This window comes from Marinobacter sp., assembly GCF_046484525.1.
Classification (GTDB): domain Bacteria; phylum Pseudomonadota; class Gammaproteobacteria; order Pseudomonadales; family Oleiphilaceae; genus Marinobacter.
Genome location: NZ_JAWOIS010000085.1, coordinates 1 through 16,587 on the forward strand (window position 1 = coordinate 1; position 16,587 = coordinate 16,587).

The 16,587-nt window shown below is 60.8% G+C and carries 16 protein-coding genes; 4 read left to right on the plus strand and 12 right to left on the minus strand.

Annotation, left to right across the window (positions count from 1 at the left end; genetic code table 11):
* Positions 1-154 precede the first annotated feature (154 nt).
* The 10 genes from lipB to R6W86_RS16715 form a co-directional block, all read right to left on the minus strand.
* Positions 155-808, minus strand: a complete 654-nt coding sequence (gene lipB / locus R6W86_RS16670) for a lipoyl(octanoyl) transferase LipB (protein WP_410330479.1) — start codon at positions 806-808, stop codon at positions 155-157.
* A 5-nt stretch (positions 809-813) separates the two neighbouring features.
* Positions 814-1,083, minus strand: coding sequence for a YbeD family protein (locus R6W86_RS16675; protein WP_410330481.1), 270 nt, complete (start codon positions 1,081-1,083; stop codon positions 814-816).
* A gap of 31 nt (positions 1,084-1,114) precedes the next feature.
* Positions 1,115-2,281, minus strand: coding sequence for a D-alanyl-D-alanine carboxypeptidase family protein (locus R6W86_RS16680; RefSeq protein WP_410330482.1), 1,167 nt, complete (start codon positions 2,279-2,281; stop codon positions 1,115-1,117).
* 47 nt (positions 2,282-2,328) lie between these two features.
* The gene (locus R6W86_RS16685) at positions 2,329-3,222 is read right to left on the minus strand and encodes a septal ring lytic transglycosylase RlpA family protein (RefSeq protein WP_410330483.1); all 894 of its coding nucleotides are present in this window, start codon (positions 3,220-3,222) and stop codon (positions 2,329-2,331) included.
* A 108-nt stretch (positions 3,223-3,330) separates the two neighbouring features.
* The gene (gene rodA, locus R6W86_RS16690) at positions 3,331-4,473 is read right to left on the minus strand and encodes a rod shape-determining protein RodA (protein ID WP_410330484.1); all 1,143 of its coding nucleotides are present in this window, start codon (positions 4,471-4,473) and stop codon (positions 3,331-3,333) included.
* Positions 4,473-6,365 carry a penicillin-binding protein 2 gene (mrdA, locus tag R6W86_RS16695; RefSeq protein WP_410330485.1) on the minus strand — a complete coding sequence of 631 codons (1,893 nt, stop codon included), beginning with the start codon at positions 6,363-6,365 and terminating at the stop codon, positions 4,473-4,475. Before mrdA ends, rodA begins: the two co-directional genes overlap by 1 nt.
* A 9-nt stretch (positions 6,366-6,374) precedes the next feature.
* Positions 6,375-6,845, minus strand: coding sequence for a 23S rRNA (pseudouridine(1915)-N(3))-methyltransferase RlmH (gene rlmH, locus R6W86_RS16700; protein WP_410330486.1), 471 nt, complete (start codon positions 6,843-6,845; stop codon positions 6,375-6,377).
* A 2-nt stretch (positions 6,846-6,847) separates the two neighbouring features.
* Complete coding sequence (gene rsfS, locus R6W86_RS16705; protein ID WP_410330487.1) at positions 6,848-7,198, minus strand: ribosome silencing factor; 351 nt, start codon at positions 7,196-7,198, stop codon at positions 6,848-6,850.
* Positions 7,199-7,268: 70 nt separating this feature from the next.
* Complete coding sequence (gene nadD / locus R6W86_RS16710; protein ID WP_410330488.1) at positions 7,269-7,919, minus strand: nicotinate-nucleotide adenylyltransferase; 651 nt, start codon at positions 7,917-7,919, stop codon at positions 7,269-7,271.
* A 5-nt stretch (positions 7,920-7,924) separates the two neighbouring features.
* Positions 7,925-9,181: a glutamate-5-semialdehyde dehydrogenase gene (locus R6W86_RS16715; RefSeq protein ID WP_410330489.1), complete on the minus strand. Its 1,257-nt coding sequence runs from the start codon at positions 9,179-9,181 to the stop codon at positions 7,925-7,927.
* 240 nt (positions 9,182-9,421) lie between these two features.
* Between R6W86_RS16715 and R6W86_RS16720 the strand changes: the two genes are divergently transcribed.
* Genes R6W86_RS16720 through R6W86_RS16730 form a run of 3 tightly spaced genes read left to right on the plus strand, consistent with a single transcriptional unit; the run spans position 9,422 to position 12,929 of the window.
* On the plus strand, positions 9,422-10,435 hold the full coding sequence (locus tag R6W86_RS16720; protein WP_410330490.1) for a GGDEF domain-containing protein: 1,014 nt from the start codon (positions 9,422-9,424) through the stop codon (positions 10,433-10,435).
* Positions 10,432-11,430 carry a GGDEF domain-containing protein gene (locus tag R6W86_RS16725; RefSeq protein WP_410330491.1) on the plus strand — a complete coding sequence of 333 codons (999 nt, stop codon included), beginning with the start codon at positions 10,432-10,434 and terminating at the stop codon, positions 11,428-11,430. The genes R6W86_RS16720 and R6W86_RS16725 overlap by 4 nt, the downstream gene beginning before the upstream one ends.
* Positions 11,427-12,929 carry a bifunctional DedA family/phosphatase PAP2 family protein gene (locus R6W86_RS16730; protein WP_410330492.1) on the plus strand — a complete coding sequence of 501 codons (1,503 nt, stop codon included), beginning with the start codon at positions 11,427-11,429 and terminating at the stop codon, positions 12,927-12,929. Before R6W86_RS16725 ends, R6W86_RS16730 begins: the two co-directional genes overlap by 4 nt.
* Here the strand turns inward: R6W86_RS16730 and R6W86_RS16735 are convergent.
* On the minus strand, positions 12,886-13,464 hold the full coding sequence (locus R6W86_RS16735) for an LON peptidase substrate-binding domain-containing protein (RefSeq protein ID WP_410330495.1): 579 nt from the start codon (positions 13,462-13,464) through the stop codon (positions 12,886-12,888). The two genes, R6W86_RS16730 and R6W86_RS16735, sit on opposite strands and share 44 nt — an antisense overlap.
* An 11-nt stretch (positions 13,465-13,475) precedes the next feature.
* Positions 13,476-14,732 carry an HDOD domain-containing protein gene (locus R6W86_RS16740; RefSeq protein WP_410330493.1) on the minus strand — a complete coding sequence of 419 codons (1,257 nt, stop codon included), beginning with the start codon at positions 14,730-14,732 and terminating at the stop codon, positions 13,476-13,478.
* A 161-nt stretch (positions 14,733-14,893) separates the two neighbouring features.
* Between R6W86_RS16740 and ilvD the strand changes: the two genes are divergently transcribed.
* Positions 14,894-16,587: dihydroxy-acid dehydratase (ilvD, locus tag R6W86_RS16745; RefSeq protein WP_410330494.1), on the plus strand; the 1,694-nt coding region annotated here is incomplete at its 3' end.

The window sequence follows — 16,587 nt, forward strand, 5'->3', positions numbered from 1 at the left end:
GTGGTTCCACATCAAGTGCTGGCAACACCGGTCAGGGGCCCCAGCGCCGCGCCCTTCGGGAGCCACTGAGAGCCTTGATAGCTGCGTTGCTCTGACTCGATTTGGAACCACCAAACCTTCGCCATCGCGCCTTGCTCTCAAGGCTCTCAGTGGCTCAGTAGGTCAGCGAATTAACCAGACGGGACACTAGCACCTGCTGGTAACCGAGGCCTGCAACCAGATGATCCACCAGACGCTGCTCGATGTCGGCCACCGTGGCGCCCGGCACATAATCCCGGACCTGGCACATGGGCATGCCGACATAGCCGCAGGGGTTGATTCGGCTGAAGGGCTCCATGTCCATATCAACGTTCAATGCAAGGCCATGGAACGAACACCCCCGCCGCACCCTGAGGCCGAGGGAAGCAATCTTGGCACCTCCCACGTAGACACCGGGCGCGTCGGGACGCGGTGCCGCCTCAACACCCAGATCCGCCAGCGTGCGGACGATACCCTGCTCGATCTGATCCACCAGACCCCGGACCCCAAGCTTCTTCCGTGGCAGGTCAATCATCAGATAGATCACTAGCTGGCCGGGCCCGTGGTATGTCACCTGGCCACCACGGTCCACCTGAATGACCGGGATATCGCCGGGCAACAGCAGGTGTTCGGGTTTGCCCGCCTGCCCCTGGGTAAACACCCTGGGGTGCTCCAGGCACCAGAGCTCGTCCACGGTGGTTTCATCCCGGTCCGCCGTGAAATGTTTCATGGCCTCCCAGGTTTCCAGGTAGGGCTGTTCCCCGAGGGAACGGACAATGAGTTCAGCCATGGCCGTCAGAGCACCATGTGAACCCGGCCGCTGGCCTTCAGATCTTCGAACAGCGCCTGGAGCTGGTCCTCGCCCGTCGCCACGATTTTGAGCTGGACCGAGGAAAAGCGGCCCTTGCTACTCTCGGTCACGGAAATATCCGCCTCAGTGATCCCGGGCGCATGGCACTCCACCACTTCAACGACAAAATCGGTGAAATCAGGTGCAGCATTACCGATGACCTTGATCACGTAATCGCAGGGGAATTCGATTTTTGGTGCTTTCGGCTCACTCATGCCGCATTACTCCCGGATACTGACATCACCCTTACTGAAACAACTGAACGAAAAAGAGCTTGATCGCGTCCCAGAGGCGTTTGAACAAACCGCCTTCGGGAACTTCGGTCAGGGCGAGTACCGGTTCATCCACCAGCACCGTGTCGCTCAGGCTTACCTTGACCCGACCCAACTCGTCACCGACATTGATGGGTGCTTTGATCACAGAATCAAGGTCTACGGTGGATTCCAGCTGGTTTCGGGATCCCCGGGGAATGGTGACGAAGACATCTTCGGTCAGCCCGACCGATACCTGATCCGCCTGGCCACCCCAGATACGAGCCTCCATCAGCTCCTGACCAGAGCGGAACAAACGCTCGCTCTCATAGTATCGGAAGCCATAATTGAGCATTTTCTGTACTTCCTGGGCTCTGGCCTGAGTGCTGCCGGTGCCCATCACCACAGCGATAAAGCGGGTTTCGTCCCGCTTGGCAGATGCAACGAGGCAATAGCCAGCCTCTTCGGTATGACCGGTCTTCAGGCCATCCACACTGTCATCCCGCCACAACAGGCTGTTCCGGTTCGGCTGGCGGATGTTGTTGTAGGTAAAGTGCTTCTCGGCATACAGGGGATAGTTTTCCGGGTAATCGTTGATGATCGCCCTCGCCAGCAACGCCAGGTCATAAGCAGTGGAGTAATGATCCTCGGCCGGCAGCCCGGTGGCATTGTCGAAATGGGTGTCTTTCATGCCAAGCAACTGGGCTTGCTGATTCATGATGTCTACGAACGCGCCTTCACTGCCGGCAATGAACTCTGCCAGGGCCACCGAGGCATCATTGCCAGACTGGATGATGACCCCCTTGAGCAAGTCTTCAACAGTCACTTCGGTTCCTTCCTGCACAAAGGTCCGGGAGCCTTCCGTTTTCCATGCCTTGACACTGATCGGAACCATGTCGCTCATGGAGATGCGGCCCTCATCCAGTTCCCTTTCCACGATGTAGGCCGTCATCATTTTGGTCAGACTCGCCGGCGGCAGGCGTTCGTGACTGTTTTCATCCATGATGATGCTCCCGCTCTTCGGGTCCATCAGCACATAGGAGCTCCCCGCAATCTGCGGCGGAGAGGGGATGAGCACCGACTGCGCCATCGCCTTGCCCGCAAGGGCCAAGGCAAGGACAAGTACAACAGAGAGAGAACGTATAGTGGTTGTTAAGGCCATGGGTCCATTCATTCGTCAGGTGTGTTTCTGGTTTTAATGATCAATCATCAGTGTGAATCGGTCAGGACGACTGACTGCGGGAAGCCCCGAGATTCCAACAGGCTCTGAGTGCGCCGGGCGGAGGCCTCGTCCTCGAACGGGCCAACCTGCACCCGATGGAAACGGCCCGCCCGGGTATCAATCGCACGAACCCGCATCGGATTTTCCAGCACCGACCGGACCCGGCCTAAAAGGGCTTCTGCCGGGTCCCGGCTGCTGAAAGAACCTAATTGAACGAACAGGCCGCGGGATCCGGTACCCACGGTATTGTCAGCCAATGCACCAGAGGCTGCAGCTGCGCGACTGTCGCCCGGCACAAACGGCTCGCCCGCCATGGTCATGGAGCCATCCGGCCTGACTGTTATCGCGGCCACCTCGACCCTTGCCGTGCCCCTGCCCTGATACCCGAGTTTCTTGGCAGCAGCGTAAGACAGATCGATCAGGCGGTCGCCGTGAAACGGCCCCCGATCGTTAACCCGGACAATAACCGACCGACCGTTGTCGAGGTTGGTGACCCGGGCGTACCCCGGAATCCGCAGGGACTTGTGCGCCGCGGACATATGGTACATGTCGAAAGTTTCACCGTTGGACGTCTTGTGACCGTGAAATTTCTCGCCATACCAGCTCGCTGTGCCGGTGGCGACATAACCATCATTACTTTCCAGAACCCGGTAACTCTTGCCCCAGACCGTGTACGGAGACTTGTTACCGGCACTGCGGGGAGCCTCGTAGCGGGGGCGTGCATCGCTCAGGCCAGAGACATCGAAATTACCCGCCGGAGCCCGGTCCTGGCTCAGTGTATAGCGGGAGGAATGGTCGGTTTCGGGAGACGAGGCACAGCCAGCAAGCACCAGCAAGGCGAGCGCGGCCAAACACCATGTAAACGTATACCTCGGCTTCACGGTCCGGAAATCCTCTTGCGCCATTCCCGCCCGGTTCAAACCCGGCGGCTTTCAATCATTGTAGCGGGTTCTCTTACCGATTCACCATTACCCGCTTTCCATGGTTGATCAGGCACTGATCATTCTGCGGTGGGTATGAATCGACATCAGTACTCCAAAGGCTGCCATCAATGTCACGCTCGACGTACCCCCATAACTGACCAGGGGCAGAGGCACACCCACCACCGGCAGTAACCCGCTGACCATCCCTACATTCACGAAGATGTAGATAAAAAAGGTCATGGTCAAGGCTCCCGCCACCAGTCGGCTGAAGGAGTCCTGGGCGGTGGCTGCGATATACAGGCAGCGCAGGATGATCAGGAAATAGACCAGTAGCAGCATCAACATGCCGACAAAACCAAACTCCTCGGCCAGCACAGCAACGATAAAGTCGGTATGGCTTTCTGGCAGGAATTCCAGGTGAGACTGGGTCCCCTGGAGCCAGCCCTTGCCGTCAATGCCCCCTGAGCCGATGGCGGTCTTGGACTGGATAATGTTCCAGCCGGCGCCCAGCGGATCACTCTGCGGGTCCAGAAGGGTAAGAACCCTCTGCTTCTGGTACTCCCGCATCACGAAAAACCACATCAGTGGCGCTGATACCGAGGCCATGGCCACAAAGGCGGCAATCAGCTTCCAGCTCATGCCGGCAAAGAACACCACAAACAGACCGGCCATCCCCACCAGCAGGGAAGTACCCAGATCCGGTTGCTGAATGATCATCACCATAGGGACGAGCACAATCGCCAGCCCTACGGCAACTTGGGACAGACGAGGCGGCAAAAAGTGCCGTGACAGGTACCAGGCGGCTGTCATCGGAACGACCAGTTTCATGATTTCAGAGGGCTGGAAGCGCGGCAAACCCGGCAGTGCCAGCCAGCGCTGGGCACCCTTGGCACCAACCCCCATCACTAGTACCGCAATCAGGGCCGCAAGGCCAGCCACATAGAGCCATGGAGCCCAGCGGCGAAAAACCGCCGGATCCAGTTGGGCGAACACCAACATCACCACAAACGCGATTCCGAGGCGAATGCCCTGGGCCTTGACCACTTCAATATTGCGGTCAGCACCACTGTAAAGCACAAACAGGCCGCCAGAAACCAGCATCACCAGCAGGAAAAGCAGGATTGGGTCCACATGCAGGGCATACCAGAAGCCTCGGGAGCGTGCGAAGGGCCCGGATGCGGCCGGGTCGACCAGGTCGTTCAAGGCCATTATTGTGCTCCCCCTGTTGCCCGGCTCACCAGATCGCTGTTGCTGCCTTCGGAAAATTCCAGTAGCCAGGCATCGAACAGCGCCCGCGCGACCGGAGCAGCAGTACCACTGCCGCTGCCACCGTTCTCGACGATGACCGACACGACGATTTTCGGATCCTCAACCGGAGCAAAACCGACAAACAGGGCGTGATCCCTCAGACGCTCCCGGATTTCCTCTGCGTCGTACTCCTCATCTTCCGCAAGGCTGAAGACCTGGGCAGTCCCGGTTTTGCCCGCCATCCGGTAAGGCGCGTCGCTACCAGCACGGCGAGCCGTCCCTTTCACACCGTGCATGACTTCGGCCATGCTCTCCACCACATACTCCCAATCGGCGGAATTCTTCAATTTAAGGGGCTCGTGGGTCTCGGCGGGGAGAACATCGTCAACCTCGTCATCACCGAGGACGTCCTTCAGCAAGCGCGGCTCAACCCAGGTGCCCCGGTTGGCAATGAGTGCGGTGGCCGTAGCCAGTTGCAGAGGCGTTGCCAGCATGAACCCCTGGCCGATCCCCAGATTGACCGAGTCACCCGGATACCACGGCTGGCTGTGCATGGCCCGTTTCCACTCCCTGGACGGCAGCAATCCACTGAGTGCACCGGACACATCAAGGGCGGCATCCTCGCCGAAACCGAAGCTGGACAGGTAGCCCGCCATGGTATCCACCCCCATCTCAATGGCCGCTTCATAGAAATAGACGTCACAGGACTCGGCGACGGAATCCTTGAGATCCACCCAACCGTGACCGGTCCGTTTCCAGTCTCGCCACAGCCGGCCACCTTCATTCAAGCGGAAATACCCCGGATCCCAGATGGTGTGGTCACGGGTGACGGCACCACTGTCTAATGCAGCTATGGCCAGCATGGGCTTGAGGGTGGAACCCGGTGGGTACTGCCCACGCAGAGCCCGGTTGAACAAGGGTTTCTCCTTACTCTGACTCAGTGCGCGGTAGTCATCCACACTGATGCCGGTGACAAACTTGTTGGTGTCGAACCCCGGCACACTCGCAAGGGCCAGGATTCCCCCGGTCTTGGGTTCAATGGCGATCACTGCGCCACGCCGGCCATCCAGCAGCTCGTGTGCCCGCTGCTGAAGACGCAGATCCAGATGCAGCTTCAGATCCTCACCCGGCACCGGATTTTCGCGTTCAAGCACTCGCAACGTGCGGCCACGGGCATTGGTTTCCACGTGCTGGTAACCGACGGTGCCATGAAGGGTTTGCTCGTAAAAGCGCTCGACCCCGGACTTGCCGATATAGTTGGTACCGGCGTAGTTGACCGGATCGATCCGCTGCAACTCTTCACGGTTAATGCGGCCAACGTAGCCGAGCACATGGGCGGTAAGTTCACTGTGTGGGTAATACCGAACCAGTTCCGCCTTGACCTCAACACCCGGCAACTCATGGCGATGCACCGCAAGCCTGGCAATTTCCTGTTCAGTCAGATCGTATCGGAGGGGAATCTCCTGGAATGGGCGTCGGGGCTCCTGCAGGCGGCGGTGGAAACGCTCAAGATCCTGCTCAGCGATGCCCAGGATGCCGCCCAGCCGGGTGAGCGTCTCATCCATACCGTCCACGCGCTCGGGCACCAGGGTGACACTGAACACGGGGCGGTTTTCGGCCAACAGTTCCCCGTTACGGTCATAGATCAACCCGCGCGGCGGAGGTACGGACTGCACCTGCACCCGGTTCTTGTCGGAAATCGTGGTGTAGATCTCGTGCTCGACCACTTGCAGCTGATACATGCGACCCAGCAGGCCGCCCAGCATCAGGATGACAAACACCAGCATCACCACGGTGCGGCGCTGGAACAACCGGCGTTCAGCGGCGGTATCCTTGAATTCCCCCCACGGCATAACTGCCCCCTAGGCCCGGTGATACGGGTGATTGCGGGTGATCGACCAGGCCCGGTAGAGCTGCTCCGCCAGCAGGATTCGCACCAGCGGGTGAGGAAGAGTCAGGGGCGACAGTGACCATTGCTGGTCGGCCCTGTGCCGGCAGGCGTCCGCCAGACCGTCGGGGCCACCGACCAGGAAACTGACGTCACGACCGTCCTGCTGCCAGTTTTCAAGCTGGCTGGCGAGCTTTTCGGTGGACCAGGGGCGACCGCCGACTTCCAGGGCAACCACCTGATCCCTCGGTCCGGTCGCCGCCAGAATCGCGCCGCTTTCCTTTTGCATCAACCTGGGAATATCGGGATTCTTGCCCCGGTGTGCCATGGGGATTTCGACCAGCTCAAGGGGAAGCTCCGGGGGCATCCGGCGGGCGTAATCGTTGTACCCGGCACTGACCCAGTCGGACATCTTCTGCCCCACACAGATCAGACGTAACCGCATGGTTATTCGCTGCCCGCGACACCCAGATCCGGTGCGTCGCGCCAGAATCGCTCCAGATCATAGAACTCGCGGGTAGCGGGCATCATGACATGAACCACAACATCGCCGAGGTCTACCAGTATCCAGTCACTGGCAGTGGCGCCCTCGACATTACTGGCGCGCACGCCCTGCTCCTTGGCTTCGATCACCACGGAATCAGCAAGGGACTTTACATGACGGTTTGACGTACCGGACACCAGCACCATGAAGTCTGTGACGCTGGTGCGGTCACGAACGTCAATCACACTGAGGTCCTGTGCTTTTACCTCTTCAAGTGCTTTAACAACCAGATCTTTCAGTTCTTCAGCCTGCATAATTACCCTGTTGTACGGGCTTCAGCCGGAGTGGCCGCCCGAATAGTCGTACTCAGATGCGATTGTAGCACTAAAAGTTCCCGTCAGGGCAGGCACCATAAAGCTCCTGGCGGCGGATTTCCTCCCAGACCGAATCGGGGATCAGGTAACGGGGGGATCTGCCAGTGGCAATCCGTTCCCGGATTCCGGTGGCGGAGATATCCAGCAGTGGCGGATCCAGTTCCAGGATACATCCGGCGGGGGTACTCCGAAGACTCCCGACGCCCTCCACTTTCCTCCTCTCCAGCAACCTGGCGGGGGTGCTTTCGGGATCCAGGGCCGGGCCCGGACGGCGCACCACCACAATGTGCGCCAGTTCAGGTATGCGCTCCCACTCGCGCCAGCGATCGAAACCCGCGAAGGCATCGGTGCCGACCACCATCACCAGGGGATGATCCGGCCCCAGCTCTTGCCGCAACTGACGGAGGGTATCGGCGGTGTAGGAAGCCCCCGCACGACGCAGTTCCCGGTCGTCAATGGACAACCGGGGCTCGCCCTGAAGAGCCAGTTCCATCAGCTTCAGCCTCTGCGCCGCGCTGGCGCCGGTATCACCCCGGTGGGGCGGGATATGGCATGGCACCAGACTGACACGCTCCACCTCCAGACGATCACACAGCTCGATTGCCAGGCGCAGGTGGCCGTGATGGATCGGATCGAAGGTTCCCCCGTATATGACGTGCATCGGCATCAGGTCCGGATATGGCCGTCGCCGAACACCACGTACTTCTGGGAGGTCAGCCCCTCCAGCCCCACCGGACCGCGGGCATGGATCTTATCGGTGGAAATTCCGATCTCTGCGCCGAGACCGTACTCGAAGCCGTCGGCAAACCTGGTGGACGCGTTGACCATCACCGAACTGGAGTCCACCTCGGTAATGAACCGGCGGGCCCGGGTATAGTTTTCCGTGATGATACTGTCGGTATGCTGGGAGCTGTAGCGATTGATGTGCTCGATAGCGCCATCGAGGCCATCCACCACCCGAACCGCCAGGATCGGCGCCAGGTATTCTTCTTCCCAGTCCACCTCGGTCGCTTCACCGACCGTCGGGACGATCTCGCGCGTTTCCGGGCAGCCCCGTAATTCCACGCCATTTTCCTCGAATGCGGAGGCCAGCAGGGGCAGGATATCGGCCGCCACTTCCCGGTCCACCAGCAGTGTCTCCATGGTGTTGCAGGTGCCATAGCGCTGGGTCTTGGCATTGACTGCGACTTTCAGCGCCTTCTCCGGATCGGCGTGACTGTCGATGTAAACATGGCACACACCGTCCAGGTGCTTGATGACCGGCACCCGGGCATCCCGGCTGATCCGCTCGATCAGGCCCTTGCCACCCCGGGGCACGATAACATCGACATACCGGGGCATGGTGATCAGTTCACCGACCGCGGCACGGTCCGTGGTCTTGACCACCTGCACCGCGGTCTCGGGCAGTCCCGCCGTGGCAAGGCCCTTCGCCAGACAGGCGGCAATGGCCTGGTTGGAATGAATGGCCTCGGAACCGCCACGCAGGATGGTGGCATTACCCGATTTCAGGCACAGGCTCGCTGCTTCAACAGTGACATTGGGGCGGGATTCATAGATGATGCCGATCACCCCCAGGGGCACCCGCATCTTGCCGACCTGGATGCCGGATGGACGATAGGTCATGCCAGTGATTTCACCGATCGGGTCCGGCAGCGAGGCCACCTGCCTCAACCCTTCGATCATGGCGTCAATGCGCTGCGGGGTCAGTTCCAGCCGGTCCAGCATGGCGGCATCGAGGCCATTCTCGCGCCCCTTCTCCAGATCCTTGCTGTTGGCAACCGCCAGTTCGTTGCGAGCGGCATCAAGGGCCTCTGCCGTGGCCAGCAAAGCCTGGTTGCGCGTGGCCGTAGTTGACCGGGCCACCTGTGTGGCAGCCGCTCGCGCCTGCTGGCCGACCTCGGCCATGTATGCTGCTATATCCATCCCGTGTCCTTGCTACCTTGTCAGTCAAATTCAGGAATAAGGGCCTAACTTTACCTTTCCCGTTTCAAGTACGCATCCCAAACCATTATTATACCGCAGCGCTTTGCTTCATACTTGAAGAGCCTATGATTAACTCCGGATCACCTCTGCAAGCCCCTAGAGCTGCAGATGCAAGCCAGAGGGGATCCGGAGTTAATCAGAGGCTACTTAATGGATGCTACGGGAGAGGAAGGACACACCATGGCCCAGACGGCCGATAGATTCCTGCTGACCAGGTTGTCACGAGCCGGGTTCGTGGCATTTCTCGCCATTACCATGTTGAGTACCCTGCTCGGCCAGCCACTGATGGCGGCGGTTTCTGCTGCGGCCGCTGGCGTCGTCATCAGTGGCCGGACCTTTCATCCGGCCCGGGCAAAACAGCCTTGGCCCCTGATACAGCGCCTGTTTTTCCTCACCCTCTCGCTCTTGCTACTGTCCGGATTCGTGGTAGGCCCCTGGACCCTGACGCACTGGCTCTATGCCGCCCCGTTGGTCACCTTCTCACTGTTCCCGCCCGCCGCCGCCATAATCCTGACCCTGGCGGTGACCGTCCTGGCCATGGCGGGCGTCTGGTGGGCCACTGGCCTGCCCGACCGGCACCAGATGATCAGCGCCTTCCTGCTGACCCTGTTGCTGTCCGGCCTGCTGGTATTTCTGCGTGAATACAAGAGTCGCCAGCTTGCGCCATTGCGGCGCACGGACGAGCTGACCCAAGCCGCCAGCCGGGAGTACCTGTCCGCGGATCTGCATAAGGAGATCCAGCGCAGTGAGCGGGAGGGCACCGACATGTCCGTGATCATGATCGGGCTGGACACCCACCTGAGCGACAACGAAAGGGACGAGGACATCCGATCGATCCTGCCCCGTATCGGACGCTACCTGCATTCCCAGTTACGGGACTTTGACACCTACTACCGGGTGGCGGACCTGCAGTTCCTGGTCATCCTGCCCGGTATTGGCACCAATAACGCCCTCGACAGGGCCGAAACCATCCGCGCCGGGCTGCAGACGCTGCTCGAGTCGCACGGAATGCGCCTGACCGTGAGTACCGGCATTGCCGGGCTCAATATCGGCGATGACGCCGACAGCCTGCGGCAGAGTGCTGCCCATGCATTGCGTCGCGCCCAACAACAGGGCGGCAACCGCACCCAGGTGTACAGTGCCTGGTCCCGACAAGACCACGGTATGGCCGGGCAGGAGCGGCCGGCGTCATGACCGAAACCCGCCTGAGAACCTGGACCCACAGTGCCGGCTACCTTCTGGCCACTCTGTTCATTGCCAGCCTGGCAGGTCAGAACCTGCGCTATGGCTTCTATGACCTGTTCTACCTGGCTTCCGGCATGGCCATTCTCACTGCCGCCGGGCTCATCTACACCATTATCAATCGCCGGCATCAGCTCGCTGCTCCGGGGCACCTGATCATCCTGTCCGGACTGAACAGCGGACTGGTTGCAGCGCTGATCACCATGGACGGCCCGGGTATCAGTCACTGGGCGATGCCCCTGCTGGTTCTGAACCTGCTTATCCTGCCCTTGCGCCAGGGCTTGGGGTTATCCCTGCTTTTGCTGGCACCGATCGGAGTTATTCTGTTTCTGAAGCATCCGGCCAGTGATGCCATGGCTATTACCACGGGCCTGCTGATCCTGCTCACCGTGACGGCCCTCTACACCTGGCATTACGGCCACATGGCCCAGTCCGCGGAGGACCTCGCGATCACGGACCCCATCACCGGTGCCCACAATGCCCGTTTCCTGGACGAAACCCTGCAAAAGGAGATCAGCCGAGCCATCGCCACCGGGCACCCGCTTTCGGTTATCCATCTTGGCCTGGACTATGTGGATGAAGCCAGGGACCTGCATGGCGAAGACGCAATCCAGTCCGTATTCCGCGATATGACCCAGCACCTGTTTGGCCTGATCCGCGCTGGCGACACCCTGTACACACTGGACAACGCGGAATTTTTCCTGGTGCTGCCGTTCACACCGGAGGAAGGCGTCCGGGTGATCGCGGAGCGGATCCGGCGGAACATTGCCGAGCATCATTGGCCGGTGGTCGGGAAGGCTACGGTCAGTCTCGGCTGCACTACCCGGGGCAACGGCGATACGCGCACCGACACCCTGCGCAAACGTGCCCGGCAGGCCCTCGAAGAGGCCCGCAAACGTGGTGCCGACTCCGCCTGGTTCAGCCCGGGAGAGACCATCGAGGCATGAGCACCACCTGGCTGACAGACCTGACGGCGTGGCTATCAACCAATCCCGGGCTGTTGGCCGCCGCCCTGTTTCTGACCGCCTTCATCGAATCCCTCGCGATCGCCGGCATTGTTGTGCCGGGCGTTGCGATCCTGTTTGCGGTTGCGGCCCTGGCGGGTAAATCGGGCATGCCACTGACCGAGGCACTGGTCTGGGCCGGGCTGGGAGCCGTTGCCGGCGACAGCGTGAGTTTTGCCTTGGGTCGGCAGTTGCAGGACCGGCTGACGTCGGTCTGGCCGCTGAGCCGCTACCCGGTGCTGATCAGCAAGGGCGAAACCTTCTTTCATCGGCATGGTGGCAAGAGCGTGGTAATCGGGCGTTTTATCGGTCCGATCCGCCCCATCATTCCTCTGATCGCCGGCGCCCTGTGGATGCCGTGGCGGCGGTTCCTGGGGTTCAACATAGCTTCGGCCGTTGGCTGGGCCCCGGTCTATATCCTGCCCGGCTTTGTCGTCGGCAGTGCCCTTCAGGGTGAACTGCGCCCTCCCGCACATTTCTATGCCGTCATGGGTATCAGCCTCGCGGCCCTGTTCGTGGTCTACCTGATCATGATCCGCTTCCAGATGGGGCTGGGGGAAGGCGGACGGGCCTACCGTTGGTTCGAGCAGCGGATGCGACAGTATGAATTATCACACCGGTTCTGGCGCCTCTATACCAACAATCGCCCAGCCCGGGAGGGAGAGTTTCCGCTGGCCTCCGTGCTCATGGCCGTTGCCGCGTCCGGCCTGCTGCTGATCTGGGGGCAGCTGACGGTGCACGGAATCCTGGAGCCTTTCAACCAGCTGGCCCTCGATTGGTTCCGCCAACTGCGACAACCCCTGCTCGATGGCCCGGCCATCACCGTTACCCTGATCGGCGACCCCGCGGTACTCGTCACGGCGTCCCTGCTGGCGGTCCTGGCCCTTGGATTCCGGGGGTACTATGCCGCTGCCTTGCACATTCTGTTCGCCGCCGGCCTGACCCTCGTCCTGGTCTGGGTGCTGAAGTCGACCCTTGGTGTCCCGCGCCCGGATCAGGTGTTCCAACCTCCTTCCTCCGGAGCCTTTCCCAGCGGCCACACCGCCGGCATCACGGTGTTTGTCACCATGCTGGCCGGGTTTGTGGCCGGAGAAACCCGGCACCGGAAACGCTGGCAGGCCTACGTGTTGTTATCGCTACCCTTGCTGCCGGTGGCCGTCAGCCGCCTGTACCTCGGGGTGCACTGGTTCACGGATATCATCGGGGGGACCCTGCTGGGACTGGCGATCACCGGCCTGGTGCGGGCCAGCTACAGCCGTTTTGACCGGGTACCCATACACATCGATGGATTTACTCTGGCGGCCATTCTGCTGTGGGCTCTGTTCACAGCCGGCTACCTGCATGAGCGCTGGTCCGAGGCGGTAACGGTGTATTCACGGGAGCCGGTCACCGAGCAGGCTAACCCTCCTCCAGCGCCTCCAGCAGACCCAGCAGACGACTGAGCCGTTCCAGAGGATCCTGCAGCTCCACCAGCCGCTGCTTTTCCTGTTTGTCCAGTGGCAGGAGTTCCGTGAGTCGCCATCCCACATCCCGGGCATCCTCGTAGTCGATCTCCATAGCAAGGTCCCGGATGACCGGATGCCGAAACAGAGCCTGCAGCACGGAGGGCAGCTCAATGTAACGCTCGGGCACGTCACTCCATGTTTCCTCAAGCAGACACTCCACATCGCCGACATTCAGGCCATCTTCCTGTTGCCAGCTGCGAACCACCGATACCTTGGTCTCGCCCTCGACGGTAATACCGAGAAGCCCGTTTTCGAGCTGCTGGAAATCGATGATCCGGACATAGGTGCCGATATCATAGAAGCGGGCAACCGGGCCGGTTTCCTCGCCATCCCTGAGTAACACCACGACAAACCCCCGATCCTCCTTGAGGCATCGGGTCAGCATATCGATGTAGCGCGGCTCGAATAGCTGAAGCGGAATGCGTCCCCGGGGCAGGACAATGGAATTCAATGGAAACAGGGGGACATGCATGATTGGATTGGTCATCGAGTCGACAGCAATTGTTGCGTTTGCTCTACCCTCGCCCTGGCTTCGGCCAGAAGCTCCTGGCTAAGGGAGGCACCGGGTTCCGGCCCGGCCAGTCGCCCGAGGGCGGGCACCGGATTCAGGGCGGGAAGCTCGCCATTCTGGCTTGAGCCGATCATGGAATGCAACCGGGCGGCGATCACCACATCCACCAGCTGCGGGCTCTTTTCGGGACACTCATACTGCCAATCCTCTCCATGGCGCACCGCCTCCACCAGCCCCGACGGACAGGCCCAGATTTCCAGCAAGCCGGCGCCGAATTCCGACCGCAACTGCCTGATGGCAGACTTCAGCCTGGCTTCACTGGACCACAGGCCGGGGTGATGCTCGGCCAGAACCAGCAGGGGAACCGTTCCGATGTCATGAAGCAGTCCCGCCAGCTCCGCCTCATCCGGATCGAGGCCTTCAACCCGACTGGCCAGCAGCCAGCACAATGCAGCCATTTCCCGGGATTGCTGACAGAGCTTGACCATTTCTCTCTGAAGGCTGATCTGGCGGCTTCGGAAAACGTCCCTCAGGGCAAACTCGGACACCAGTTGACGGGTGATACGCATCCCGAGCCGGGCAACTGCCTCGTGAACGCTGTGGACGCTACCCAAGCCCCGGTAAACGGGGCTATTACAGGCCCTCAACAGCTTGGCAGCTATGGCCGGGTCAACGGCCACTGCCTTGGCCAGCTTTGCTTCCGAAAGCCCTTCCCGGGCCGCGAAGCGTCGTACTTTCCAGGCCATATCCGGCACGCTGGGCAACCGGATCTGGTTGGAGCGGAGTTCGGAGTTGAATTCCAGCCGGAGTCGATGTTCGGCGCTGCCCGCCGTGGCCCAGTCCCCCGACGATTCCATTTCCACCTGGCTAACCGGAGCGGAATTCAGGAAGCCATTGAGGATGTCCTGCTCGATCACCAGAAATTCACTGGACCTGACGGCAACCACCTCGTACATACGGGGCTGGAGCCGGGCGATGGGATTGAGGGCTTTGTCCGTTTCCGCTTCGATGACCGATTTTCGACCATCCTTGGCGTGCAGTTCCACAGCACCAGTGATGAGAAAGAAATCCAGGCCGTCCTGCACGCCCTGCTCGATCACAGTCTCGCCCGGGCTGTGGCAACGACGCTCGGCACGGTTAACGAGCAGGACCAACTGGTCGGCGGTCAGTCGATTCAGGGGATTGAAGCTTTTCAGGCGACGCAGAGGCAGGCTTTCCCGGCCAGCCATAGACGAACTCCTTCTCCGCTCAGCAGAACGCAGGGATCTTCCGGTTCATGTCTTGTTTATAGTCACCAGCCGGGGCAAAAACAACCGTGCGCGCCGGGCCGAATCTGGTATCCTCTGTTTTTTACGGAATTTGTCAGGTAACAACAGAGAGACCAGAACACATGCCTCAGTATCGTTCGCGGACATCCACAGCCGGCCGCAACATGGCCGGTGCCCGCGCCCTCTGGCGCGCTACCGGTATGAAAAACGAGGATTTCGGTAAACCAATCATTGCGGTCGCCAACTCGTTCACCCAGTTCGTACCCGGCCATGTGCACCTCAAAGATCTGGGGCAGCTGGTGTGCCGCGAAATTGAAGCGGCCGGCGGGGTAGCCAAGGAATTCAATACCATCGCTGTGGATGACGGCATCGCCATGGGCCACGACGGCATGCTCTATTCCCTGCCATCCCGGGAGATCATTGCCGACTCCGTGGAGTACATGGTCAATGCCCACTGTGCCGACGCCCTGGTGTGCATTTCTAACTGCGACAAGATCACCCCGGGTATGCTGATGGCCGCCATGCGCCTCAACATCCCAACCATTTTTGTTTCCGGCGGCCCCATGGAAGCCGGCAAGACCAAGCTGTCCGAGCACAAGCTGGACCTGGTGGATGCCATGGTCATCGCCGCGGATCCCAATGCCAGTGATGAGCAGGTGGAAGAGTATGAACGAAGTGCCTGCCCGACCTGCGGCTCTTGTTCCGGCATGTTCACCGCCAACTCCATGAACTGCCTGACCGAAGCCATCGGCCTGGCCCTTCCCGGCAACGGCTCACTGCTGGCCACCCATGCTGACCGCGAACAGCTGTTCCTGAAGGCCGGGCGCCAGATCGTCGAAAATGCCCGCCGCTACTACGAGGAGAACGACGCCAGCGTACTTCCCCGCAGCATCGGGTCCCAGGCGGCCTTCGAGAATGCCATGACCATGGACATCGCCATGGGAGGGTCCACCAACACCATCCTGCACCTGCTGGCAGCGGCCCAGGAAGGCGGAGTGAATTTCGACATGGTCGACATCGACAGACTGTCCCGCCATGTGCCCCAGTTGTGCAAGGTGGCCCCCAACTCCCCGAAATACCACATGGAAGATATCCATCGTGCCGGCGGCATCATGGGCATTCTAGGTGAGCTGGAGCGGGGCAACCTGATCAACACCGACCTGCCCACCGCTCACAGCAAGACCATGAAAGAGGCTCTGGACACCTGGGACATCATGCGCTCCCCGACCCCGGAAGTGGTGGAGTTCTACAAGGCCGGTCCAGCGGGCATTCCCACCCAGACCGCCTTCAGCCAAAGCACCCGCTGGCCAAGCCTGGACGGTGACCGGGAAAACGGCTGCATCCGCTCGGTGGCCAACGCCTACTCGACCGAAGGTGGCCTGGCGGTGCTGTACGGCAATATCGCCCGGGACGGCTGCGTGGTGAAAACGGCCGGTGTTGATGAAAGCATCTACGTGTTCGAAGGCAAGGCCCGGGTGTTCGAGAGCCAGGACTCGGCGGTCGCCGGCATCCTGGGTGACGAGGTGAAATCGGGTGAAGTGGTTATTATCCGGTACGAAGGCCCCCGGGGCGGGCCCGGCATGCAGGAAATGCTCTACCCCACCAGCTACCTGAAGTCCAAGGGCCTGGGCAAGGATTGTGCCCTGCTGACGGACGGCCGTTTCTCCGGCGGCACCTCCGGCCTGTCAATAGGCCACGCATCCCCCGAGGCGGCAGCCGGCGGTGCGATCGGCCTGATCGAGAACGGCGACACCATCCTGATCGATATTCCCAACCGCTCCATCAATGTCCAGGTGGATCAGCAGGAACTGGACCG

Bases quoted from the DNA above. Each gene is read 5' to 3' on its own strand.
- lipB (WP_410330479.1), bottom strand. From the start codon at position 808: ATGGCTGAACTCATTGTCCGTTCCCTCGGGGAACAGCCCTACCTGGAA.
- R6W86_RS16675 (WP_410330481.1), bottom strand. From the start codon at position 1,083: ATGAGTGAGCCGAAAGCACCAAAAATCGAATTCCCCTGCGATTACGTG.
- R6W86_RS16680 (WP_410330482.1), bottom strand. From the start codon at position 2,281: ATGGCCTTAACAACCACTATACGTTCTCTCTCTGTTGTACTTGTCCTT.
- rodA (WP_410330484.1), bottom strand. From the start codon at position 4,473: ATGGCCTTGAACGACCTGGTCGACCCGGCCGCATCCGGGCCCTTCGCA.
- mrdA (WP_410330485.1), bottom strand. From the start codon at position 6,365: ATGCCGTGGGGGGAATTCAAGGATACCGCCGCTGAACGCCGGTTGTTC.
- rlmH (WP_410330486.1), bottom strand. From the start codon at position 6,845: ATGCGGTTACGTCTGATCTGTGTGGGGCAGAAGATGTCCGACTGGGTC.
- rsfS (WP_410330487.1), bottom strand. From the start codon at position 7,198: ATGCAGGCTGAAGAACTGAAAGATCTGGTTGTTAAAGCACTTGAAGAG.
- nadD (WP_410330488.1), bottom strand. From the start codon at position 7,919: ATGCACGTCATATACGGGGGAACCTTCGATCCGATCCATCACGGCCAC.
- R6W86_RS16715 (WP_410330489.1), bottom strand. From the start codon at position 9,181: ATGGATATAGCAGCATACATGGCCGAGGTCGGCCAGCAGGCGCGAGCG.
- R6W86_RS16720 (WP_410330490.1), top strand. From the start codon at position 9,422: ATGGCCCAGACGGCCGATAGATTCCTGCTGACCAGGTTGTCACGAGCC.
- R6W86_RS16725 (WP_410330491.1), top strand. From the start codon at position 10,432: ATGACCGAAACCCGCCTGAGAACCTGGACCCACAGTGCCGGCTACCTT.
- R6W86_RS16730 (WP_410330492.1), top strand. From the start codon at position 11,427: ATGAGCACCACCTGGCTGACAGACCTGACGGCGTGGCTATCAACCAAT.
- R6W86_RS16735 (WP_410330495.1), bottom strand. From the start codon at position 13,464: ATGCATGTCCCCCTGTTTCCATTGAATTCCATTGTCCTGCCCCGGGGA.
- R6W86_RS16740 (WP_410330493.1), bottom strand. From the start codon at position 14,732: ATGGCTGGCCGGGAAAGCCTGCCTCTGCGTCGCCTGAAAAGCTTCAAT.